Origin of the sequence: Pedobacter sp. BAL39 (genome assembly GCF_000170795.1) — a bacterium.
Classification (GTDB): Bacteria; Bacteroidota; Bacteroidia; order Sphingobacteriales; family Sphingobacteriaceae; genus Pedobacter.
In genome coordinates this window covers 312,117-333,138 of the sequence record NZ_ABCM01000003.1, presented here as the reverse complement: position 1 = coordinate 333,138, position 21,022 = coordinate 312,117, and the positions used below count along the sequence as shown (strand labels likewise).

Genomic DNA, 21,022 nt, shown 5'->3' with positions numbered 1-21,022 from the left:
GGTTATTTTTCTTCCGGTGCATAAGCGCCTGTGGTAAGCCATGTAATCCAGGCCTTTTTAAATTCTGCATGGGAAATTGGCGGTAAGGTGCGGCCTTCTCCAGGATTCCAACCAGCAAGGACAAGCCCATCATCGGCATGGGCAATCAGTTTTTTCATATCCTTGTTTCCGTTCTGCTTCGGATCCATCAACTGCTTTGCCAATTGATTTTGCGTCCTGCCCTGAAAAACCATTTTCATGTTGGCAGGAGGTAAATGCCACTCGGGATTTCCTGGGGGCGTATGCAGTCCAGGGGTATTGGTCGGTTGATGACAGTTTGAACATTTCATCGCAAAAACACCTTTACCATCTACCCCTCTTTTTGGCAACATTGAATGTATGTGGCTGTCATCTCCCTGCAAGGGGATATCGCCTGAGGGATGACAATTCATGCAACGTGGACTCATCAGTACAGAGTAAACCTGCTTGAAAGCTGCTACCGAAGCAACGCTGTCCTTGACCACCACAGGCTTGCTGTCAATGGGTTTATGGACAACAACCGTTAAAGCATCTGCCCCAAAGGCCATGAAAAACACAAATGAAGCCAATATTGTGATCACAAGCACTGATCTCAAAGCGCCATTGTATCTGTTGTTCTTTTTAGGTCTGGCAATCATATGATTTGTTTTGTTGTTAATCTAATATAGTAATCCTGATTCTGGAGAATTGCTGTCTGGGCCAGCATAGGGAATTCCTTTGAATATTGAAACCTCTCCATCATCTACTCCCTTCAAACTTCCGTAAGCGGTTTTCACCACTGGACCGCCCTGACGTGCATAACACGAAAAGGTAATGGATATGGCCAAACTGAGAAAAAGTAACTTCATACTGCTGTATTTGATTCCTAATCAAAAAAACACATTTAAACTGATCTCCATTCTGATAATAGACCGTTCAAGAGATTTTATAGATAGTCTCGGGATTTTCATAGATGACTTTCATCTATGGCGTTATAAAGCAATTATATCAGGCTTCGGAATTCATTCGGAGTATTGCCCACACGTTTTTTAAATAACCGGATAAAATGCTGTGGGTATTTAAAGCCCAGTTCATAGGCGATTTCGCTAACAGATTTATTGGATTCAAATATTTTGTCCTTGGCAACGTCGATGATTTTTTCCTGTATAAAATCCTGTGCTGTCTTACCAGTCTCCTTCTTGATGAGGTCTCCAAAATAATTTGCGGAGAAATGTAGTTCCTCGGCGCAATAGGCAACTGAAGGAAGACCGATGGAATACGGTTTTTCCGACAAGAAGTAGCTGTTGAGCAAGGCCTCAAAACTTTCCAGAACTCCTTTATTGGCTGTATCCCTGGTAATGAACTGCCTGTCATAAAAACGGTCGCAATAATTCAGCAACAGTTCTATAGTAGATGCAATCAGTTTCTTGCTATGCTTATCGATTGAATTGCGCAGCTCGGCATCGATCTTTGCAAAAAGATCCAATACCAGCTTTCGCTCATTTGAGGAAAGGTGCAAGGCCTCACTGGTATGGTAGCTGAAAAAATGATAATCGCCCAATAGTTTGCCCAGCGAGGTACCCCGGATCAGGTCAGGATGAAATACAAGCCCGTGCCCCATTGGTTGATAGACATCTACCTTATTTTCTACATCCACGGTTTGCCCGGGGGAGATAAAAACCAATGTGCCCTCCTGGTAGTCATAATACTGACGCCCGTACTTGAGGTCGCCACATTTCACATCCTTTAAAAATATACAGTAAAGCTCAAAATCCATCTTACTTCCCGAGCGCTCCTTAGCTTTCGAAAAGTCGATCACGCTGACCAACGGATGATGGGTCTCATGATTATTGAATTCGTTATACTCACTGATTGTCTTGAAGTTATATTCCTTTTCCATAGCGCTCGTGATTTGCATAAACAAACTTAATGATTTCAAAAGTGTTATGATACCTGGATTTGCCCAATAAGTAATATTGGTAGTAAAAGCAGGAATCTGTATACTTCGAAACCTCCATCTGCGGCTGATATTTGTAATCAATATTTCAGAATAAACTAATTTACATATGGAAACAGTTAAATTAAACAACGGCATCGACATGCCCATATTGGGATTTGGGGTGTTTCAGGTAACCGATCTTAAGGAATGTGAAAGAAGCGTAATTGATGCGATAGACAGTGGATATAGATTGATTGATACAGCAGAATCCTACATGAATGAAGAGGCCGTTGGAAAAGCAATAAAGGCAAGTGGCATCGACAGGGAAGAACTTTTCATCACAACTAAACTATGGATCAATTCAAATGGTTATCAGGGCGCCAAGACTGCATTTGAAAAATCCCTTAAAAAACTGCAGCTGGATTATCTTGACCTCTACCTTATCCACCAGCCTTATGGTGATGTGTATGGAGAATGGCGGGCAATGGAAGAACTCTATAAAGAAGGAAAAGTGAAGGCCATCGGCGTCAGCAATTTCCAGTCCGACAGGTTGATCGATCTGATCATCCACAACGAGATCGTGCCTGCCGTAAATCAAGTTGAAACGCATCCTTTCCATCAGCAGGCAGATGCCCACCTGTTCATGAAAGAGAACAACGTACAGATTGAATCATGGGGACCATTTGCAGAAGGCAAAAATGATATTTTCAAAAATGAGCTATTGGGCGCTATTGCTCAGAAATACAATAAATCGATTGCCCAGGTGGTCTTGCGCTGGCTTACTCAACGAGGCGTTGTGGCGATTCCAAAATCGGTACGTAAGGAACGCATGCAGGAGAACATAGACATCTTCGACTTTCAGCTAAGCACAGAAGAAATGGAAAGCATCAAAACCCTTGATTCTGGTACAAGCAGCTTCTTCGACCATAGGGATCCCGCAATGGTAAAATGGTTGGGCGAACGAACATTAAATCATTAATAACAAGTTATCATCATGAAAAAAAGAACATTAGGCACAAACGGATTAGAAGTATCAGCCCTCGGCCTGGGATGTATGGGCCTTAGCTTCGGTTACGGACCGGCCGCAGATAAAGATAAGGCGATAGAACTGATCAGGGCAGCATACGAGCAAGGAATAACATTTTTTGATACCGCAGAAGTATATGGACCATATACCAACGAGGAGCTGTTAGGCGAGGCCATTCAGCCTTTTAGAAATGAAGTGGTCATCGCTACTAAATTCGGTTTTAAAAATGCCCTGACAAGTGAAGGTCTGGATAGCCGTCCCGAAACAATCAGAGCGGTAGCCGAAGCCTCCCTTAAAAGATTGCGCACAGATCGCATCGACCTTTTCTATCAGCACCGGGTGGATCCAAATGTGCCAATAGAAGATGTGGCAGGGACTGTTAAAGATTTGATAGCCGAAGGAAAAATTAAACATTTCGGGCTTTCAGAAGCAGGAGCCCAATCTATACGTAAAGCACACGCGGTACAACCAGTAACGGCCTTACAAAGTGAATATTCGTTATGGTGGAGAGAGCCTGAACAGGAAATCCTTCCACTGCTCGAAGAACTTGGAATTGGCTTTGTCCCCTTTAGTCCACTTGGAAAAGGATTTCTTACTGGTAAGATTGATGAAACAACCAGTTTTGACAAGTCCGATTTTCGCAATACCGTTCCAAGGTTTTCAGAAGAGAACAGGAAAGCGAACCAGGTATTGGTAGATCTGCTTGCTACCATTGCCACAAAACAGAATGCAACCAATGCTCAGATCGCCCTGGCATGGCTGCTGGCACAAAAGCCATGGATAGCCCCAATACCTGGAACAACCAAGTTGAACCGTCTTCAGGAAAATATCGGCGCAGCGGAAGTGCAGCTGTCTGTAACTGATCTTCAGGAAATCGAAGCAGCGGTATCGAACATCCAGATCCAGGGACATCGCTACACGGAGCAGTCACAGAAAATGATAAATAAATAGTTCAAACTATAAATCATCGAGATATGAAAAAGTTAATGTTATTGATGGGCCTTCTGGGAGGTTTTATGACCCAAAAGTCCATGGCACAGGATAGTCCTATCTTTCCAAAAGGAGAAAAATCTCCGAATGTGCATCATACGGGCAATGTTTGGCTTACCGAGCTGAACGCCCCCGACAGCGTATTTTCCTATGGCACTTCTGTTGCAATATCCGATCCGGATGCACGCTTGAACTGGCACATTCACCCGGGTGGTCAAATTCTGATCGTAACCGAAGGTGAGGGTTATTATCAGGAAAAAGGTAAGGAAAAAAGAACCATTAAAAAGGGTGAGGTGATCAAGTGTATGCCAGGTGTAGAACACTGGCATGGTGCGACCCCAAAAACAGGCGTAACCTACATTGCCACCTCTCCTTCGGCAAAGGGAAAAACCATCTGGTTGAAAAAGGTATCTGACGAAGAGTATTATGGCAAAAAGTAATTCACTATATCTCGCTTTCATTGTTCTCTTCGCTTTTTTATCCTGTAAGCCGAATAAACAAAATGAACTGCCCCGGTCTTTGATGATCAAAGATCAGGGCAGCTTTTCTGTCGGGGGTACTAAAAAGACGGTACCCGGGGAGTTCAAAATTGGAAATGCGCTTGATTCTGCGGGTCAGACTTTTCATGGCGACCATGCCTACGTTTTCTATCAGATTCCTGATCAGCAAAGAAAATACCCGCTGGTGTTTCTCCACGGCGCCGGTCAGTCCAAGAAAACATGGGAGACCACTCCCGACGGGCGTGAGGGATTTCAGAATATATTCCTTCGCAAAGGTTACGCTGTATACCTACTTGACCAGCCGCGTCGCGGCGAAGCGGGAAAAAGTATGGCCGCAGCCACCGTCTCTCCTATTGCTGATGAACAGTTCTGGTTCAGCCAGTTCAGGATTGGCAACTATCCGGACTATTTTCCTGGCGTACAATTTCCAAAAGATCGCGCATCAGTAGAGCAATTCTACCGCCAGATGACCCCAAATACAGGTCCCTTTGACGGCAAGGTTGTTACTGGGGCCGTATCCAGCCTGTTTGATAAAATCGGCGAAGGCATATTGGTCACGCATTCCCAGGGCGGCGGCCCCGGCTGGTCAACGGCAATACAAAATAAAAATGTGAAGGGCATAGTGGCCTATGAACCATATAGTGGTTTCGTATTCCCAAAAAATGAACTGCCTAAACCAATCAAATCCTCCGGATTGTTTGGCGAACTGGCAGGTACCGAAATTCCTTTAGATGATTTTAAAAAATTGACCAGCCTGCCAATCATCATCTATTATGGTGACAACATCGCTAAAAAACCTACCTCGGAATGGAATAGTGATCATTGGCGTTCGGGTCTCGAGATGGCCAGGATCTGGGCTGCAACCATCAATAAATATGGTGGGGATGCCAAAGTGGTGCATTTTCCGGAGATGGGAATAAAGGGCAATACCCATTTTGCGTTCTCTGACCTTAACAACATCCAGATTGCGGATGTCCTATCTGCCTGGCTAAAGGAAAAAGGGCTGGATAAGTAATATTGGTTGCAATCTCCGTAATCCATATACCCCCAACGTATTAAAATTGGGGAGATTTGTGATCAAAGATATTGCTTATGAAAACAATCATGCACCCCGGGCTCCTGATCGCTACAGTGATTTGCCTGATATCAAGCTGCACAAAGGCCCAGAACTCTTCCTCCGGTACGGAGAACAATTTGACTGGAAAAAATATACTGATTGTATACCTTTCCAGAACAAATAATACCAAGGCCATAGCCGAACTTATTCAAAAAGAGGTTGGTGGAAAGATGGTATCATTGGAGCTGCAGCAGCCATACCCAGAGAACTATCAGGCAATTGTGGATCAGGTGGCAAAGGAAAATGCCGATGGTTTCCTGCCACCGTTGAAAACCAAAATTGACAGCATAGAGAACTTTGATGTAATATTTCTGGGATTTCCAACCTGGGGCATGCAGCTCCCGCCGCCCATGAAAAGTTTTCTGAGGCAATATGACCTTAAAGGTAAAACCCTTGTTCCTTTCAACACAAATGCAGGTTTTGGGATAGGAAGTACATTTCAAACGGTAAAAGAGTTGGCGCCGTCAAGCAACATCCTCGAAGGGTTTTCCATGCAGGGGGGAAAGGAAAGGGACGGCGTATATCTTGTAATCCAGGGGGAAAAAGAAAAGCAGGCTAAAGCGGAAATCATCAAATGGTTGAAAACGATTAACATAAAAAATTAAGATAGCGATGAGAATATTAAATATGAAAACTCTTGGTGTAATCCTTGGCTGTATATTGGTAGTGGTTTCTAAAATTTCCGCTCAGGAAAGCACATCGGCAAGTTCGCTGGATGCTAAACAAACTAACCTTATTGCGATTGCGGCTCAAACGGCAAAGGGTGATCTGGACGGATTGAAAACAAGTCTGAACACAGGTTTAACCGCGGGGCTTACCATCAGTGAAATCAAGGAAGCCATCGTGCACTGTTATGCCTACTGTGGATTTCCGCGTAGCATCAGGGCACTACAAACCTTCATAGTGGTATTGGAGGAACGAAAAGCAAAGGGCATCAACGATTTGCCAGGTGTTGAAGCATCTCCGGTTGACGCAGACAACACCAAATATGAGCGGGGAAAAGCTGTTCTTGAAAAACTCACAGGTGTAAAAGAGACAGATCCAAAAAAGGGTTATGCTGCATTTGCCCCTATCATGGAGAAATTTCTAAAAGAACACTTGTTTGCGGATATTTTTGAACGGGATGTATTAACTTATAAGGATCGCGAGCTGCTCACCGTATCCGTCATCGCAAGTATTGGTGATGCCGAACCCATGTTATCCTCACACCTCAATATCTGCCTCAATGTGGGACTTAGTCCGGCTCAATTAAATGAATTTCTTGAGGTGATCAAACCAATTGTCGGCAAGAAGAAATCAAAGGCAGCACAAGTCGTGCTCGCTGAAGTTTTGAACAGCAAAAAGAAAGCATAATATGAAAAATATAAAAGCAAGCTACTTATTTATAGCCCTTGCGATGACCGTAATGGCATCGCCTGCAACGTATGCGCAATCAGTGGAAATGACCAAAAATACAAACCCATATACGCTGGTATACAAGGGAGCAATCACCAGTAATCAACAAGGTAAGGTGAATATCCATCCTGTAAAATATAAGGTCAATGGAATCGATATCGCCGCCAATGTTTATACACCAGCTGATTATAGTCCATCAAAAAAATATCCGGCCGTGGTTGTAGCACATCCCAATGGTGGAATCAAAGAACAGACGGCAGGATTGTATGCACAGCATCTGGCAGAAGCGGGTTACATCACGCTAGCTTTCGATGCGGCCTATCAGGGTGCGAGTGGTGGCGAACCTCGTCATACTGATAAACCTCAATATCGTACAGAAGACATCTATGGTGCAGCCGACTACATCACCGGCTACCCAGGTGTTGATGCAAACCGTTTAGGCGTGCTCGGCATCTGTGGAGGTGGCGGTTACACGTTGAAAGCGGCCCAGTCCGACAAACGATTTAAAGCTGTTGCTACCTTGAGTATGTTTAATTCAGGAGAGGTAAGACGCAATGGCTTTCAGAATTCGCAGATCAACACCATTCAGGAACGCCTAAAAAAGGCTTCGGAGGCGCGTACGTTAGAAAAAAAAGCTGGTAAAATCGGTGGTAAGGGAGGAATAGACAAAGAAGATAAATCATTGTTCTCAGGTGTCGCGACCATAACCGACGAAGAAATTGCGAAGACCTCTACCGACCTGTATCGTGAGGGGTACGAATACTACTACAGGACTCATGCACATCCAAATTCAACGTTTTTATATACGACAAGCAGTCTGATGGACCTAATGACATGGGATGCCACCGACCAGATTGAATTGATCGATCAACCATTATTGATGATGGCAGGAAGCAAGGCAGATACAAAGTACATGACGGATGAAGCATTTGCAAAAGTTAAAAACGCTAAAACAAAGGAACTATTCGTAATTGAAGGTGCTACTCACATCCAAACCTATTGGAGGCCCGAATATGTAGGTCAGGCTGTGAATAAACTAACTGAGTTTTATAAAACCAATCTCTAATAAGGCTATGAAATGTAATTTAAAATATTTGATACTGATGTTGGCGTTCATTTCGCCAGCGTGTACCAACGTCCAAAAAAAGGATTCCAAGAGTTCAATTCTATTTCCCAAGGGAGAAAAGCATACCACCAAAAACTTCGCGGGAGACGTATGGGTGAAATCTCTCATAGATGCAGATAGCCTGAATGAAACTGCAGTTGGGAATGTTACTTTTGCCCCTGGGGCCCGAAGCAACTGGCATTCACACCCCGGAGGGCAAATCATACTTTCTATCGATGGGGTTGGATATTATCAGGAAAAAGGAAAGTCCAAGGTGATTTTGCGTAAAGGTGACGTGATCAAATGCCCTCCTAATACTCCTCACTGGCATGGCGCCAGTAAGGATACAGAATTTGTTCAGGTTGCGATAACGGGCAGGACAAATGGTGCCACAGTTTGGCTCGAAAGCGTCCCTGATAGCACCTACCTTGCGAATTAATGGCCATTGAAATGGCTTTGCCTGCCATCTTTTCCGTGGTTAGCGGTTATTTATTGATGGTTAGTTTTACGGGTCTGGAGAGCTTTGAGAAGGTAAGTGAACCCATTTTCCATTTGCCGTTTTCGTTGACATAAACCTCGGTAACCATGAATGGATTGACCACTTCATTGCCTCCTACCAGGGCTATGAGATCGATGTCATTCAGGAGGATGGCAGTGTTGCCAATGATGTTTACCGAGGCTGAATAAACCTCCGCTGTTTTGTAATGTATGCCACCTGATTTAATGACATTTAGTTCCCTTTCGGTTCCCCAGCTACCACCCATGTGAACAAACATCGCTTTCGCATCAAATAGCAGGCTAAGGGAATCCACATTTTTATCAGACATCCACAGCCATTTCTTCCTGGAAAGATCCAGTACTTGCTGTTCTGTTTTGGTAGGTGTAGTCGGGTTGGCCTTAGGGGTTTGTGCAGATGATACCTGGACAACAGCGGCAAGCATGAGGAATGCAAACAATGATTTTTTCATAGGTTATATTGAATATGTAATTGAATATCATCAAAAAAACACAATTTAAACGGATAAAAATCCCGCAATAGACCGTTTAGGCAAGTTCCTAGATGGTTTGTCTTTTTTCATCGACGACTGCCTGAATACCGTACCAGTCGATGATTTTAGCGGATTCATCTATGGTAATTCCCAAACCGTCTAGTTTTTGCGAAGCTTCAAAATTAATTACACTCTTTTGCAACATTCAACTACCCCGATATACGAACATTTTTACGATTGGAAGATCATTACATCAATAAATACAGTCATTAATGACCCGCTACCAGCAAATATTTCGGACCATTTATAGTGTTGACTTCGTCGCAGTAGCTGCACTACTTGTCGGCTGTTTCTTCCCAATGACCTGGGAATTAGAGATGCCTGCCGTGTTCTGGATGAAACAGGCTATCGAGTACCTGTTGTACGCAGCCTTTTATTTCGGCAACGTCCATTTTCTCTTTCCGAAACTGGCCAATAAGAAGTATGGCTTTCTATACTTTGTCATCTTATGCTTATTCATTTATCTCCTTCCAATATTCCTTCGCTGGATCAGAAACATCACAGATCTCTATGCGGCACTGGACAAAGTATATGCCGCTGTTGGTCAAAAGCACTATTCCAGTGACCATTGGGATACGACGATAGTTATTGCAATTTCACTGATCGTAGTGACCTTAAGTTACCTTTCTGCAGTGGCGAAGAAGATGCAGCGAAACCAGCTCGCCTACGAAACGTTAGAACGGGAAAGGGTAAGTGCTGAACTCTCCTTCTTGAAAGCCCAGATCAATCCACACTTCTTTTTTAATACGCTACATACCATCTATGCCTTGATGGATACCGATCAGCCGGCAGCGAAAAGCTCCATTTATAACCTTTCGCACATGATGCGGTATGTACTTTATGACACCAGAAATGACAGGACTTCACTGAGTAAAGAAATAGGCTTTATTGAAGACTACATTGCTTTGATGAGGGTGCGAATCGCTGACGACGTACAAATCATTGTCGACAAGCAGGTGTCAATGCCCGACATGGAGATTGTTCCCATGCTGCTGCTCCCCTTTATTGAAAATGCGTTCAAACATGGCATCAGCGCTCTGCAGCCAAGTTATATATTCATCGGAATCAGCATGACTGAAACAGGATTAAAGTTTGAAGTGCGCAATTCTCTCTTTGAAGAGCTCGGCAAACAACTTGATGACGATCAGGGCATAGGCATTGCCAATACCAGACGCCGGCTCGACCTGCTCTATCCGGGCAAGTATAACCTACAAATTGAACGTGATTCCTTCGCAAAGGAGTATAGCATCACCCTAACACTAATGAAATGACCATAAATTGTATTGCAGTAGATGACGAGCCGGCAGCACTCAACCTGGTAAGCTCCTACATTCGCCAAACGCCGTTTTTACAGCTGAATGCCAGGTTCAACAACGCTTTGGATGCCTTAAAGCACATTCATGCGAACCCTGCTTTGCAGCTGATCTTTCTGGATATCCGCATGGCCGACCTGAACGGCGTGGAGCTGGCACGCATCATTGAGCAGTCCGATAAGCGAAAGGGCCTCAGGGTTATTTTTACCACCGCCTACGACCAGTATGCGCTCGAGGGATTTCGGGTTGACGCACTGGATTACATGGTCAAGCCATTTAGCTTTGTAGACTTCTCAAAAGCCGCATCTAAAGCCTACGATTACTTCGTAATGCTTGAGGGCAATCAATACGCACCGGAACGGAATATTCCACAGGTGGATGAAGGCAAACAATATGTGTACGTAAAAATTGAGCACCAACTTGTTAAAGTAGAAATAGATGACATCCTGTATATCGAAGGACTGAAAGATTACGTAAAAATATACCTTAGAGAAACAGAGAAACCATTGCTTACGTTAACCAGCCTCAAGAAGCTTCAGGAAAAGCTACCTGCAAATCAATTCCTCCGCCTACACCGTTCGTTCATCATTTCTACATCCGCCATAAAATCGGCCACAAAAACGTCGGTATTGATCGGCGACACAACAATACACGTGAGTGAGCAGTTTAAAGAATCCTTCAATGATTTTTTAAGCAAATGGGTGCTCTGATCAGGCCGGAATCCATCTACGTGGTCATGCTATGATTAGTCGGATATTCGTAGGTCCACCACAACATTAAAATAACTGCCATATGGAAATGAGGAATATAAAAATGGAAAGACTTAATCTGATCATTCACAACTCCGCCAATACAGCGCCGAACAGAATTTTTAATTTATTCTCGACCTTACTGGAAAAACAGTTTCCTGTTGAAGATCATACGCAACCGATTGAACTTCGGTCCCCTTCGGAATTTGCCAGCCGACTAAATATCCATGTGAATCATCTAAACCGTACGCTAAAAACGATTGCTCAGAAAACGACATCGCAACTCATCAATGAGCGTATCTTGAGGGAGGCAAAATCACTGTTGAGACATACCGACTGGAGCGTAGCGACAATCTCCTTTGTTTTAGGCTTTAGTGAACTGACCAATTTCCACACTTTTTTTAAAAAACACACCAATTGGAGTCCTGTAAGGTTTCGTCATTCGTTTTCCTCTTAATTTTTCGCTAAATTATCAGTACACTTGATCTTAAATCAATCTTTATGGGTGGTGGCGCGATGTTGACCATTATCTTAATTTACACATTCCCTTTTTGCTTTATTTGCTGAAATGTCCGACCGTATTTGTCATAAATTACTTTTTCTCTTTCATAATTATGATTTGGTTGCCAATGCTGTTCTGTCCTAATCCTATCGTTTTTAATAGCAGTTTTTGAACTTAACAACGTTCCTCTTTTATAGTCTTCGGTCAAGTCGATGGGTTCAACATGAACTAAATATTTCTCCAGCATCGCTGGGATCTGACCGAAATTTTTGCAGTCATCTGCTATCGTAATCTCCTTTCGATAACTAAACCTCAAAGGAAAAATTCTGTTTAAAAACCAAGGATTTTCAGCCATCGTTTGACGAGGTGGTTGTATCAAATGGAAAATAATTTCTGCATTGTCGTCAGATTGATAGTTTGTGTAAAGTACCGCTTCAATATTCGTCCAATCAATATATAGAGTGGTATCAAACAGTGGCAATTCATATGATATTCCTTTAGGATCAAACGTGACGCTTTCCTGTTTTTCAGCCTGTTTTCTCGTAGTCTTTTCTGAATTCCTAAATCCAAATGTCAGACCGTAAAGTATCATGCCTGGCACCAGAATGAAAAGTCCTGAAACCAGGTAAGCTCCAACAATTTTTACATCCTGCATGACTAAAAAAACTGTCAAACCTAAACCTGCCATAATAAAAATGGCCAGGACTAACTTTATAACTAGAAAGGGGTTCAATTTCATATTTCGGTTTTATCAGTTAACGGTTCGCTGAGCAATGAACATCAAACACTCAGACAGATCTAAAACGCCACTTCAAAAATATGGTTACCATTTTGAAAAGAATAATTTACATTCCATAGATAGCGCTTGGAAATCTCTTTCACAATAGAAAGACCAAGACCACTCCCCGGGGTATGTGCCGAGGCCGTGCTAAATCTTCCGAAAAGCTGGTTGCGGTCGAGTTCATGCATGCCCGGATTGGAAATGACCAACACATTATCAGAGAGAGAAAGTTCGATTTCCTGTCTTGGGAAAGTATGGCGCATTGCATTCATCAGCAGGTTGGTCAACATGATCTCTAGGAGTATGGGGTTTCCCTTCACGATGTATGAAGAATCTATCTTACGGTGAATTACCTTTTCGGCGAACAATGTCGAAAGTAGATCGAGTATCTGCTGAAGAATTTCACTTAGCGCGATATCCTTGAGTTCTAAAAACTGTTGGCTTTCTATTTTAGCCAGTAACAAAAGGTTTTTATTGATTCTGGAAACCCTTGACAACGCGTTGTTGGTTTCTTCAATGATTTGAGCCTGTGCGGATGTGAGCGAACTATCCTGCATTAACAGATCAAGTTTAGATTGAACAATGGCCAGGGGAGTCTGCAGTTCATGTGAGGCGTTTTCAGTAAACTCCTTTTGCTGGCGATAAGCAGAGATATTACTATCCAGAAGTCTGCTGATACTGGAATTCAGCTCTTCGAATTCAGCAATATTACTGCGCTCAAAATCAACTGCAGTGTGACTGCTCAGGTCAAAAGCCCTGATCTTTTCCAGCGTATGATAGAAAGGCTGCCAAAGCCGATGCGAAATTCTACGGTTGAGCCATACAAATCCCCCCAACAGCAGGGCAAAAAATAGAACTGTAAGCAGCGTGATCGCACCTATAATGAAGAAAGTATCCTCACGGCCGGCTTCAGGCGTTAAAATAATATTGTGCTCATCCAATTCGTAATGCCATAGGGTACTGATAGCGAAGTAATAAACAGGAATACTGCAGGCCAGTACAATTCCCGCATATGCAGCGAAACGCTTCAGTGATTTACTTAGTAGTTTACTCATATTGCCATTTATAGCCGTTGCCATACAATGTTTTCAGGTAATTTACAGATCCTGCTTCGGTCAGTTTCTTCTTCAGGTTTTTAATATGTGCATAGATAAAATCATGATTATCGAGCATGTCTGCGAGATCCCCGGAAAGGTGTTCTGCAAGGGCACTCTTCGAAATTACCTTATTTTTGTTGCCCATAAAGAACAGCAACAAGTCAAACTCTTTTTTTGTTAATGTTACAACTGAACCTGCTACTTCCACTGTTTTCGCCAGGAGATCCACCTTGAGTTCCCCTTGCTGGATGAAGTTGGAATTGGCAAAGTTCTTCCTCCGGATCACTGAAAAGATTCTTGCGGAGAGCTCCGACAAGTGGAAGGGCTTGGCAAGGTAATCGTCTGCACCTAGCTCCAGTCCCCGGATTTTATCTTCCAGAGCGTTTTTGGCAGAAATGATGATGACCCCATCTTCTTTATTCTGAGCCTTCAGTTGATCCAGTATTTTCATTCCATTGCCGCCTGGAAGCATTAAATCGAGCAAGATACAGTCGTAGTGGTGCGTACCTATTTTTTCCCATGCCTGATGATAGTCCGTTGCAAGTTCACATAGATAACTCTGACCAGCCAGGTAACCGACCATACCTTTGGCCAGTTCAGGTTCATCTTCTATAATCAGTATTTTCATCTTTCTACAATCTTTTGATCAGGTTAAAACCCAGCTTTCCATGTTGATAGTTGGGGCTTATCAACATATCTACCGGTTTGCCTTTAAACAATTTCCGTTTAATATACGGATAAGCCAGATACGTGAGCTTTGTGGATAAAATTCCAAAGCCTGCGCCCGCAACTACATCGCTTACCCAATGGGCATTATTGTACAACCTCAATATTCCGGTTCCAGTAGCAATGGCATAGCCCCCTATGCTATACCAAACCGAACGGTCTTTATACTCCTGATGCAGAAATTCAGCTGTCATGAATGCCAACGATGTATGTCCTGAAGGGAAAGAGTGTGCATTTGCACCATTCGGGCGCAAACGATTAGACAGGCCTTTTAAGGAACCAACACTTACTGTCACCATGGCGTAGGAAGAAAGAAGCATGATACTTCTGTCTACAACACTATGTTTAGCTTTTACCCCAACCAAATCCAGGCCATAAACAGCCACAGCCGGTGCATAACGCAAATAGTTATCCATCTTAAACGCAAAGCTGGGATGGTCTTCCTGAAGTTCAGCATTGGTGGTATAATCCAGCCTCCTGATCACATTATCACCAGTCAGTGAGATCAATCCGTAACTAATGAACACGCCAGGAACAATATAGGCACTTGCTTTAGGTTTGTATTTTATTTCCCTACGAGTCGTATCCTGCCGTAGAAGACTATCTTTTTCCTGCGTAGTAACCTGTGCAATTGAATTTGAGAAAACTGCAACAAAAACAAAAAAGATCAATGTACTTTTCATCATAGGTATTTATTAAAATCTGCCACTGAACATTACGCCAAACGTATTTTGCTGATAAGTGGGCATTAAGTTATAATTTGAACCAGCCCTACCGAGAACCAGACGCTTTAATTTCGGGTAAATAAGATACGATATTTTAGTAGATAATATTCCAAAACCTGCGCCGGCAACGACATCACTTAGCCAGTGCTTATTGTTATACATCCTTAAGATCCCTGTGGCCGTTGCTACAGTATATCCCGCGTAGCCAATCCAAGGATGAGTGCTTTTATATTCCTGATTCAGGAACTCGGCTGAGGCAAATGCATTGGCAGTATGACCTGAAGGAAAGGAATTAAACGCAGAGCCATTGGGCCTCAAACGGTGTGTCCAGGATTTCAGACCACGCACAGTTCCAGCCATAATAGCCTCAGACAAAAAATATAGTCCAGTTGCATCTGCTAAATCGTGCCTCCCCTTAATACCAGCAATATGCAATCCATATACCGCCGCGGCCGGAGCAAATTGAAGGTAATCATCAGCATGTGCGGCAAAAAGCGGATGGTCTTCCTGGAGTTCGTCCCTCGTAGTCCTGTCCAGTTCACTGAACAGGTTTTTTTCACCAAGAGAAAGCAGCCCATAGCCTATGAAGGCTGCAGGAAGAATAAAAGAACTGATTTTTTGTCTTTGATTAGTTGTATCCTGTAACTGTGCCTGCACCGGACAACTAAAGTTCAAATACAACAGTACGATAAGCACGCAGGATCTTATCAACTTCATTATTTGAACAAGCTTAATCTGATAAAGAATAATGTTACTATAAAAATAACGACAGAGGAAAACAGCACGCTATAGGTCCTGTAGAATTGGTTCAGCATATTCAATTGATATATATGCAAACCTATAACTGAATTTGGTAGAAATTCTGAATTTTTGGAGTGTATGGTCAAAGCTAAATATATACTCCCCTCCTGATGTTACCTCATTTGGACGATCTACACGCTAACTATAAACAGACAGTTTGTTTTTACATAAAAAAACCTTAAACCCGCTTCCGGCTCGTAACGGTTGCTCTCCTTATAGTCCGCCCAACCTCCGGCATTCACATCTTGCAGGTAGTTAAGTGACAACTATTGAACTTTTCGTAAATCAAAAATCAACCACAGTCTCTCTTCCTGTTCAGATTCTATTACATATTGTGCTCGGTGATCAGCTCACCCACCTGTTGAACAAAACGGTTATCTAATTCATCCTGCGTAGTCCACTTCACCTGGTCGCCATCAGGCTCAGGGAATATCACGCCCACTTTATTTTCACCTTCCATGATACGATATAGTCCGTTTTCAAGTGGTTCAATTCTAAATCGATCTTCTAATAACTGTATTTCAAATGATTCCATAGCTTGACAACAACAAGCGGACAATTAGGTTTTCAGCAAATTACTACAACAAATTCGGTTGCCAGATAAATGAAGCTCCAGATTTTAGATCAACAGGATGACAAAATAATGAATACTGAATGTGGGTACCCAAGAAAACGCGATCGACCGATTACCCTCCGAATTGATTTCCGTATCCGCTACGTTTAAAGACTTCTTCGCTTGATAAATTATATATGTCTTTCCAGGAATTCGCGCCATGACTTTTAACATAGGCTTCAATTATTCGAAATCCTAGCCAATAAAACAGAGTTTTAGGGGCGTCAGGGAATAATTTGAACTTATTGTTGCTCAATAAAGGATTCTCACCTGTCTCGTCAAAATACCTCTTGACCTTTTGAAATATTTCCTTTTCATGGGCAAGATACCACTTCCACTCTACTTCAGACATATTCTCAACCGCTTCATGTTGTGGGATATTCCCATCAAAAAATACCCATGTAAAATAACAGGCAAAGCCCTCATCAATAGTTTGTGCCAATGCTGTATCGTGGTTGGGATCTTTCATTCTATTTGGTTCATAAGCCAAATGGTTGAGTTCATGTGGTATTCCCTTATTTACCGTGTAATCGAGGTCATTATTTTCGTAGTTCAATTCAAGTGCAAATTGCTCGGCATTACACCCACCAAAACCAATACCCTGGATTGGTGTAAACAGTATACTAATAACAGCTTTAGGTTTATAGCTAACCATTTTATTGAACTTCCTCAAGTTTACAGTTAGGATGGAATCTAAATTCATGGCCAACAGTTCTCTGGCCTTTTTGTCAAAGAGCGTTTTGTTTTCTGGATACAGCGTTTTATTCCATGCAATCATTCCAGTTGAAGTGTTAAACTTGGAAGCGTTATTGGCTCCGAATATCATCCCATAACAGTTATCCCATAATTGCTTGTGTTTGATGTAAACATTGTTTAAAATCATTAAGCTATCATATTTTCCAACCTGACGATGAGCTAAGATCTGGCTTTTAAATAGATTATGAATCGTTATCCCCTCAACGACAACACTATCAGACACCGTGGTCAAGCTATCTGTTAACGACAACCGTTTGGAAAGAATTGGTTTGTTTCTCAAAGAACATGAAAATAAAAATGTAGAAGTTAGGAACCCGACAAGCAGATAATTTTTTATAGATGTAAACATTAAAATAAAGGTCATTTGTTATGCCAGTGAATTTATTGGATTATAGAAGGCTACTCCTGTCTTAAGCATTTTATCGGATTGGTTTTGGCCGCTTTTATCGCTTGCATACTTACTGTTAACCAGGAGATGAACAATGCCAGGCAACCCGCTAAAACAAAATACCACAACTGCAGTTCAATTCTATAAGCGAAAGAATTAAGCCAATATTTTGTCAGCACGTAACTTATAGGTAAAGCGATCACAATGGCCAGCACTACAGGAACAGTAAAGTCTTTAGATAGTGAGTAGATGATGTTTAATTCACTTGCGCCCAATACCTTTCTAATGCCAATTTCCTTTAATTTTCGCTCCGCAGTAAACGCAGCAAGGCCAAATAACCCTAAGCACGAAATCAGGATAGCGAGTACAGCGAAATATCTTGAAAGCAGGCCCACCCTATTTTCAGCAACATATTGAGCTTGGTAATCCTGATCTAAAAACTTGTAATCCAATGTATAACCAGGATTAAAATTCTCATAAAAACGTTGAAGGGCAGCTATCGTCGATTTCTCCTTACCTTCACTAATCTTCAACATAATTCTATTGGTCTGCTCCGGGTTGAATTTAAAAAACATCGGCTGGACAACCTGATGAAGAGACTCAAAATGAAAGTCTTTAACCACTCCTATGATCTGGTAGTCTTTACCCCATAAAGTAAACACCTTTCCTATGGGATTGACTAAACGCATAGCCCTGATTCCCGCTTCATTAATGATCATTTTAGAAGTATCAGAACCGAATTTAGTAGAGAAGCTTCTTCCAGCCGCCATTTCAATTCCGAGGGTCTCCAACAAACCCACATTTACCTGTGCCCGTTGAAATTTGATCACTTCTTTTGGATCCCTTCCTTCCCAGGAAAAGTCACCAAAAGTAAAGCTTAGGTCGCCTAAAAAGCCCCTGTCTATGCTCGAGGCACTCATTACACCTGGAATCTGTTTGATCATAGTTAAGGCCTGGTCAACAGCGGTCTTTAATCTACCATCAGTTTCAAAATAGAGGACATTGTCTTTCTTAAATCCCAGATTTTTAGACTGTACATAATCTACCTGTTTATAAATCACTAAAACGGCTACGATCAGGACCACAGACAATGTAAACTGAAAAACGACCAATCCTTTGCGGGTAAAAAGCGTTGCTGCTGTCGGACTTAACTTTCCTTTTAGGGCATCAGAGGGGTTAAATCCGGAAAGGTAAATCGCAGGATAACTGCCAGAAATGAGGGCTGTAAAAACAGTAATTCCGACTAAACACAATATAAATGTCCAGTTAAAATCCAGGGTCAGCTCTTTACCAACAATGTTACTGAACCCTGGAAGTAACATTTCCACAGAAATTAAGGCGATCGACAATGACAAAAAGGTAAGCATCATGGATTCAGCCATGAACTGCATCATTAACGATTTCCTTCGGGCTCCCATTACCTTTTTGATGCCTACTTCTTTCATTCTTCTGGATGCTTTTGCAGTTGAGAGATTCATGAAATTTATACAGGCGATGACCAGAATAAACACTGCAATCAAAGTAAAGAGCCTTACATACTCAATCCGTCCGCCTGTTAACTTACCGTTTTCATAACTGTTAAATAGATAACCATCTGCAAAAGGCCGGATGAATAAAGTTCTGAAATGTTGTCCTTTTGTCAACATGAAATCTCTGATCTTCTTATTGAATGCAGTGACATCCGTTCCTTTCTTTAACACAAGAAAGGTATTGGGGCCAACATTCCCCCATTTCAGATAATTTGGCGCTGTTTGTAGAAACATCTCTTGTGTCACTAAGAAATCAAACTGATCAGATGAGGCAGAAGGCGTATCTTTGAATACTCCTGAAATCAGTGCATGATTTTCCTGCTCCATATCTCCATTTCTCCATGTAATCGCTTTGCCTAATACGTCGTTGGTTTTGAAAAGTTTAATAGCCAGCCCCTCAGAAATGACAATCTTATTCAGGCCTGAAAGCATCGAATTCACATCACCACTGACTACAGGATAGGAAAATATTTTTAAGAAATCAGGCCCGGCAAACTTACCTCTTGCTTTGACGTTATTGTTGCCTTTAATGGAAATCTTTGACTCCGCAAGCCAATAGGTTGGAGAGGACATTACAGCATCTTCTACTTCCGGGAATTCTTCTTTCAGCGCTGCTGCCAATGGAGCTGATGTTCCATCAGTGGTGTTGATAGCGGCTGCTGTCTTGTTGTTTTCCAAAACCTGGTACAGCTGCGCACCTTTTTCATGAAATTGATCCATACGGGTTTCATCAATTACCCACAAGTAAATTAGGATCGAACAAGATAGTCCTGCCGACAGACCGATTAAATTTATGAAAAATGAACTTTTATATTTTTTGAAGTTGCGGTAGAACAATAAAAAATGGTGCTGTAACATAATTATCTGCTTTAAATGCAATACCCAAAGCTGATGCCAGTAAAAAAAGCCTTCAATTTACGGTTAAACTACATTTTTTTTGATAACATGTTCATTATTGAACAGCCTTAATGTTCACATATGAACAAATACATTTTGTAAAGCTCCGTTTGATAATAATTCCAATGCCTTATTTCTACAAACTATGCAGTACTCAGATAGAAATCATATTTTTGAAATTGTCCCTACTAAATAATATGAAGTTTAAAACATTTGCAAGTATTGCATTTTTAATGCCCTTGTTAACCTTTGCACAGATGAAATTCAGATCGGTTGGCACTGCAAAACCTATCGAATTCACTTTTGGATTTCAACATAAAAAAGGTGCTTTTGTCTGGTACAAAGGGCAGAAAGAGCCCATTGCACTAAAATTAAAGACGCTAGACATAGATAGCTCTGAAAGAGAAAGCGGTCAGCCAGATTTTTACACTTATAAGTATACCGAAATGTATAAGGGTAAGGCTACTGGTGAATATGGGATTACCGAGTGGCCAAGGAATGTGGATGACATCTACTACATCCGATTTAAAGATTCAAAGAAATTTACATTTAAACTGATTCAGGATGAAGAATTTTATGACGGGAAGAGTATGGTTTTCTTAAACAATGTAAGAATTCATTACAATGCCTTTTATGATGATAATTTAACCCTAACCTATCCCAATGGGAGCAACTTGAAATACCTTTTAAACCATGTGGATAAGGGTCAGGCCAGACGGGTAGAAATTAAGGATTTCAATTTTGATGGCATCGATGATATTGCATTCGAAACAGCCGATAGTGGTAGCTTAAACCATTCATATGATGTTTTCATTTATAACCCTGGAAATAAAAAATTTAACAGAGTTAAAGAACCTAAGGATGCAGGGTGTGGACATCTGGAGAATTGATGGAGAAACTTTATCTACCAATTCAACAAATCTGGCGAATTGATATTGTTAAAGAAAGATCCTTTGTAAACCATCCCCAACAAATCCTTTGGATTGGGATAGGTACAGAATCTGATTTTCGGGAGAAAATAAGAAA

General features: G+C 41.9%; 25 protein-coding genes. 12 read left to right on the top strand and 13 right to left on the bottom strand.

All coding sequences use genetic code 11. From position 1 onward, the window contains the following. Nucleotides 1–2: 2 nt before the first annotated feature. The 3 genes from PBAL39_RS05975 to PBAL39_RS05965 all read right to left on the bottom strand — a co-directional run bounded on the left by PBAL39_RS05975 (nucleotide 3) and on the right by PBAL39_RS05965 (nucleotide 1,897). Nucleotides 3–656, bottom strand: a complete 654-nt coding sequence (locus tag PBAL39_RS05975; protein WP_008239357.1) for a hypothetical protein — start codon at nucleotides 654–656, stop codon at nucleotides 3–5. 21 nt (nucleotides 657–677) lie between these two features. Continuing rightward, nucleotides 678–866, bottom strand: a complete 189-nt coding sequence (locus PBAL39_RS05970) for a hypothetical protein (protein WP_008239356.1) — start codon at nucleotides 864–866, stop codon at nucleotides 678–680. A gap of 134 nt (nucleotides 867–1,000) precedes the next feature. Continuing rightward, nucleotides 1,001–1,897, bottom strand: a complete 897-nt coding sequence (locus PBAL39_RS05965) for an AraC family transcriptional regulator (RefSeq protein WP_008239355.1) — start codon at nucleotides 1,895–1,897, stop codon at nucleotides 1,001–1,003. Between the two features lie 166 nt (nucleotides 1,898–2,063). On the opposite strand from PBAL39_RS05965, the gene PBAL39_RS05960 reads away from it, so the two are divergent. The 8 genes from PBAL39_RS05960 to PBAL39_RS05925 all read left to right on the top strand — a co-directional run bounded on the left by PBAL39_RS05960 (nucleotide 2,064) and on the right by PBAL39_RS05925 (nucleotide 8,509). After that, entirely contained in the window at nucleotides 2,064–2,915 is an 852-nt protein-coding gene (locus PBAL39_RS05960) for an aldo/keto reductase (RefSeq protein WP_008239353.1), read from the top strand. A gap of 15 nt (nucleotides 2,916–2,930) precedes the next feature. Beyond that, nucleotides 2,931–3,914, top strand: coding sequence for an aldo/keto reductase (locus PBAL39_RS05955; RefSeq protein WP_008239352.1), 984 nt, complete (start codon nucleotides 2,931–2,933; stop codon nucleotides 3,912–3,914). A 23-nt stretch (nucleotides 3,915–3,937) separates the two neighbouring features. Then, nucleotides 3,938–4,393 (top strand): cupin domain-containing protein, encoded by a 456-nt coding sequence (locus PBAL39_RS05950; protein ID WP_008239351.1) that lies wholly within the window; start codon nucleotides 3,938–3,940, stop codon nucleotides 4,391–4,393. After that, nucleotides 4,380–5,468 (top strand): alpha/beta fold hydrolase, encoded by a 1,089-nt coding sequence (locus PBAL39_RS05945; RefSeq protein ID WP_008239350.1) that lies wholly within the window; start codon nucleotides 4,380–4,382, stop codon nucleotides 5,466–5,468. The genes PBAL39_RS05950 and PBAL39_RS05945 overlap by 14 nt, the downstream gene beginning before the upstream one ends. Before the next feature lie 77 nt (nucleotides 5,469–5,545). Further along, nucleotides 5,546–6,175 (top strand): flavodoxin, encoded by a 630-nt coding sequence (locus PBAL39_RS05940; RefSeq protein WP_008239349.1) that lies wholly within the window; start codon nucleotides 5,546–5,548, stop codon nucleotides 6,173–6,175. Nucleotides 6,176–6,182: 7 nt separating this feature from the next. Then, nucleotides 6,183–6,923: a carboxymuconolactone decarboxylase family protein gene (locus tag PBAL39_RS05935; protein WP_157273913.1), complete on the top strand. Its 741-nt coding sequence runs from the start codon at nucleotides 6,183–6,185 to the stop codon at nucleotides 6,921–6,923. 1 nt (nucleotide 6,924) lies between these two features. Further along, on the top strand, nucleotides 6,925–8,031 hold the full coding sequence (locus tag PBAL39_RS05930; protein ID WP_008239347.1) for an alpha/beta hydrolase: 1,107 nt from the start codon (nucleotides 6,925–6,927) through the stop codon (nucleotides 8,029–8,031). A gap of 37 nt (nucleotides 8,032–8,068) precedes the next feature. Further along, nucleotides 8,069–8,509, top strand: coding sequence for a cupin domain-containing protein (locus PBAL39_RS05925; protein WP_232282903.1), 441 nt, complete (start codon nucleotides 8,069–8,071; stop codon nucleotides 8,507–8,509). Nucleotides 8,510–8,555: 46 nt separating this feature from the next. On the opposite strand, the gene PBAL39_RS05920 is transcribed toward PBAL39_RS05925, so the two are convergent. Both PBAL39_RS05920 and PBAL39_RS25255 read right to left on the bottom strand, forming a co-directional pair. Further along, nucleotides 8,556–9,038, bottom strand: a complete 483-nt coding sequence (locus PBAL39_RS05920; protein WP_008239345.1) for a nuclear transport factor 2 family protein — start codon at nucleotides 9,036–9,038, stop codon at nucleotides 8,556–8,558. An 88-nt stretch (nucleotides 9,039–9,126) separates the two neighbouring features. Continuing rightward, the gene (locus tag PBAL39_RS25255; protein WP_008239343.1) at nucleotides 9,127–9,264 is read right to left on the bottom strand and encodes a hypothetical protein; all 138 of its coding nucleotides are present in this window, start codon (nucleotides 9,262–9,264) and stop codon (nucleotides 9,127–9,129) included. 67 nt (nucleotides 9,265–9,331) lie between these two features. On the opposite strand from PBAL39_RS25255, the gene PBAL39_RS05915 reads away from it, so the two are divergent. From PBAL39_RS05915 to PBAL39_RS05905, 3 genes are all read left to right on the top strand, one after another. Continuing rightward, nucleotides 9,332–10,390, top strand: a complete 1,059-nt coding sequence (locus PBAL39_RS05915; protein ID WP_083801708.1) for a sensor histidine kinase — start codon at nucleotides 9,332–9,334, stop codon at nucleotides 10,388–10,390. Further along, nucleotides 10,387–11,142, top strand: coding sequence for a LytTR family DNA-binding domain-containing protein (locus PBAL39_RS05910; RefSeq protein ID WP_008239338.1), 756 nt, complete (start codon nucleotides 10,387–10,389; stop codon nucleotides 11,140–11,142). The genes PBAL39_RS05915 and PBAL39_RS05910 overlap by 4 nt, the downstream gene beginning before the upstream one ends. A 103-nt stretch (nucleotides 11,143–11,245) precedes the next feature. Further along, complete coding sequence (locus tag PBAL39_RS05905) at nucleotides 11,246–11,638, top strand: AraC family transcriptional regulator (RefSeq protein WP_050784315.1); 393 nt, start codon at nucleotides 11,246–11,248, stop codon at nucleotides 11,636–11,638. 79 nt (nucleotides 11,639–11,717) lie between these two features. Here the strand turns inward: PBAL39_RS05905 and PBAL39_RS05900 are convergent, their stop codons facing one another. The 8 genes from PBAL39_RS05900 to PBAL39_RS05865 form a co-directional block, all read right to left on the bottom strand. Then, the gene (locus PBAL39_RS05900) at nucleotides 11,718–12,422 is read right to left on the bottom strand and encodes a hypothetical protein (protein WP_008239335.1); all 705 of its coding nucleotides are present in this window, start codon (nucleotides 12,420–12,422) and stop codon (nucleotides 11,718–11,720) included. 59 nt (nucleotides 12,423–12,481) lie between these two features. Then, the gene (locus PBAL39_RS05895; RefSeq protein ID WP_008239332.1) at nucleotides 12,482–13,519 is read right to left on the bottom strand and encodes a HAMP domain-containing sensor histidine kinase; all 1,038 of its coding nucleotides are present in this window, start codon (nucleotides 13,517–13,519) and stop codon (nucleotides 12,482–12,484) included. Next, nucleotides 13,512–14,189, bottom strand: a complete 678-nt coding sequence (locus PBAL39_RS05890; protein WP_008239330.1) for a response regulator transcription factor — start codon at nucleotides 14,187–14,189, stop codon at nucleotides 13,512–13,514. The genes PBAL39_RS05895 and PBAL39_RS05890 overlap by 8 nt, the downstream gene beginning before the upstream one ends. A gap of 4 nt (nucleotides 14,190–14,193) precedes the next feature. Continuing rightward, on the bottom strand, nucleotides 14,194–14,973 hold the full coding sequence (locus tag PBAL39_RS05885) for a phosphatase PAP2 family protein (RefSeq protein ID WP_008239329.1): 780 nt from the start codon (nucleotides 14,971–14,973) through the stop codon (nucleotides 14,194–14,196). 9 nt (nucleotides 14,974–14,982) lie between these two features. Further along, on the bottom strand, nucleotides 14,983–15,729 hold the full coding sequence (locus tag PBAL39_RS05880; protein WP_008239328.1) for a phosphatase PAP2 family protein: 747 nt from the start codon (nucleotides 15,727–15,729) through the stop codon (nucleotides 14,983–14,985). Between the two features lie 409 nt (nucleotides 15,730–16,138). Further along, the gene (locus tag PBAL39_RS25785) at nucleotides 16,139–16,273 is read right to left on the bottom strand and encodes a hypothetical protein (protein ID WP_255348731.1); all 135 of its coding nucleotides are present in this window, start codon (nucleotides 16,271–16,273) and stop codon (nucleotides 16,139–16,141) included. Between the two features lie 226 nt (nucleotides 16,274–16,499). Then, nucleotides 16,500–17,546 (bottom strand): DUF2268 domain-containing putative Zn-dependent protease, encoded by a 1,047-nt coding sequence (locus PBAL39_RS05870; RefSeq protein ID WP_198139772.1) that lies wholly within the window; start codon nucleotides 17,544–17,546, stop codon nucleotides 16,500–16,502. A 35-nt stretch (nucleotides 17,547–17,581) separates the two neighbouring features. Further along, complete coding sequence (locus PBAL39_RS05865; protein WP_008239306.1) at nucleotides 17,582–19,957, bottom strand: ABC transporter permease; 2,376 nt, start codon at nucleotides 19,955–19,957, stop codon at nucleotides 17,582–17,584. 236 nt (nucleotides 19,958–20,193) lie between these two features. Between PBAL39_RS05865 and PBAL39_RS05860 the strand changes: the two genes are divergently transcribed. Next, nucleotides 20,194–20,886, top strand: coding sequence for a hypothetical protein (locus PBAL39_RS05860; RefSeq protein ID WP_008239302.1), 693 nt, complete (start codon nucleotides 20,194–20,196; stop codon nucleotides 20,884–20,886). Nucleotides 20,887–21,022 lie beyond the last annotated feature (136 nt).

What these genes read in the sequence shown, in the direction of transcription:
- PBAL39_RS05955 (WP_008239352.1), top strand. Translation starts at nt 2,931, where the DNA reads ATGAAAAAAAGAACATTAGGCACAAACGGATTAGAAGTATCAGCCCTC.
- PBAL39_RS05920 (WP_008239345.1), bottom strand. Translation starts at nt 9,038, where the DNA reads ATGAAAAAATCATTGTTTGCATTCCTCATGCTTGCCGCTGTTGTCCAG.
- PBAL39_RS05975 (WP_008239357.1), bottom strand. Translation starts at nt 656, where the DNA reads ATGATTGCCAGACCTAAAAAGAACAACAGATACAATGGCGCTTTGAGA.
- PBAL39_RS05910 (WP_008239338.1), top strand. Translation starts at nt 10,387, where the DNA reads ATGACCATAAATTGTATTGCAGTAGATGACGAGCCGGCAGCACTCAAC.
- PBAL39_RS05945 (WP_008239350.1), top strand. Translation starts at nt 4,380, where the DNA reads ATGGCAAAAAGTAATTCACTATATCTCGCTTTCATTGTTCTCTTCGCT.
- PBAL39_RS05930 (WP_008239347.1), top strand. Translation starts at nt 6,925, where the DNA reads ATGAAAAATATAAAAGCAAGCTACTTATTTATAGCCCTTGCGATGACC.
- PBAL39_RS25785 (WP_255348731.1), bottom strand. Translation starts at nt 16,273, where the DNA reads ATGGAAGGTGAAAATAAAGTGGGCGTGATATTCCCTGAGCCTGATGGC.
- PBAL39_RS05960 (WP_008239353.1), top strand. Translation starts at nt 2,064, where the DNA reads ATGGAAACAGTTAAATTAAACAACGGCATCGACATGCCCATATTGGGA.
- PBAL39_RS05940 (WP_008239349.1), top strand. Translation starts at nt 5,546, where the DNA reads ATGAAAACAATCATGCACCCCGGGCTCCTGATCGCTACAGTGATTTGC.
- PBAL39_RS05935 (WP_157273913.1), top strand. Translation starts at nt 6,183, where the DNA reads ATGAGAATATTAAATATGAAAACTCTTGGTGTAATCCTTGGCTGTATA.
- PBAL39_RS25255 (WP_008239343.1), bottom strand. Translation starts at nt 9,264, where the DNA reads ATGTTGCAAAAGAGTGTAATTAATTTTGAAGCTTCGCAAAAACTAGAC.
- PBAL39_RS05950 (WP_008239351.1), top strand. Translation starts at nt 3,938, where the DNA reads ATGAAAAAGTTAATGTTATTGATGGGCCTTCTGGGAGGTTTTATGACC.
- PBAL39_RS05895 (WP_008239332.1), bottom strand. Translation starts at nt 13,519, where the DNA reads ATGAGTAAACTACTAAGTAAATCACTGAAGCGTTTCGCTGCATATGCG.
- PBAL39_RS05905 (WP_050784315.1), top strand. Translation starts at nt 11,246, where the DNA reads ATGGAAAGACTTAATCTGATCATTCACAACTCCGCCAATACAGCGCCG.
- PBAL39_RS05970 (WP_008239356.1), bottom strand. Translation starts at nt 866, where the DNA reads ATGAAGTTACTTTTTCTCAGTTTGGCCATATCCATTACCTTTTCGTGT.
- PBAL39_RS05900 (WP_008239335.1), bottom strand. Translation starts at nt 12,422, where the DNA reads ATGAAATTGAACCCCTTTCTAGTTATAAAGTTAGTCCTGGCCATTTTT.
- PBAL39_RS05885 (WP_008239329.1), bottom strand. Translation starts at nt 14,973, where the DNA reads ATGATGAAAAGTACATTGATCTTTTTTGTTTTTGTTGCAGTTTTCTCA.
- PBAL39_RS05880 (WP_008239328.1), bottom strand. Translation starts at nt 15,729, where the DNA reads ATGAAGTTGATAAGATCCTGCGTGCTTATCGTACTGTTGTATTTGAAC.
- PBAL39_RS05925 (WP_232282903.1), top strand. Translation starts at nt 8,069, where the DNA reads ATGTTGGCGTTCATTTCGCCAGCGTGTACCAACGTCCAAAAAAAGGAT.
- PBAL39_RS05870 (WP_198139772.1), bottom strand. Translation starts at nt 17,546, where the DNA reads ATGACCTTTATTTTAATGTTTACATCTATAAAAAATTATCTGCTTGTC.
- PBAL39_RS05915 (WP_083801708.1), top strand. Translation starts at nt 9,332, where the DNA reads ATGACCCGCTACCAGCAAATATTTCGGACCATTTATAGTGTTGACTTC.
- PBAL39_RS05965 (WP_008239355.1), bottom strand. Translation starts at nt 1,897, where the DNA reads ATGGAAAAGGAATATAACTTCAAGACAATCAGTGAGTATAACGAATTC.
- PBAL39_RS05865 (WP_008239306.1), bottom strand. Translation starts at nt 19,957, where the DNA reads ATGTTACAGCACCATTTTTTATTGTTCTACCGCAACTTCAAAAAATAT.
- PBAL39_RS05890 (WP_008239330.1), bottom strand. Translation starts at nt 14,189, where the DNA reads ATGAAAATACTGATTATAGAAGATGAACCTGAACTGGCCAAAGGTATG.
- PBAL39_RS05860 (WP_008239302.1), top strand. Translation starts at nt 20,194, where the DNA reads ATGAAGTTTAAAACATTTGCAAGTATTGCATTTTTAATGCCCTTGTTA.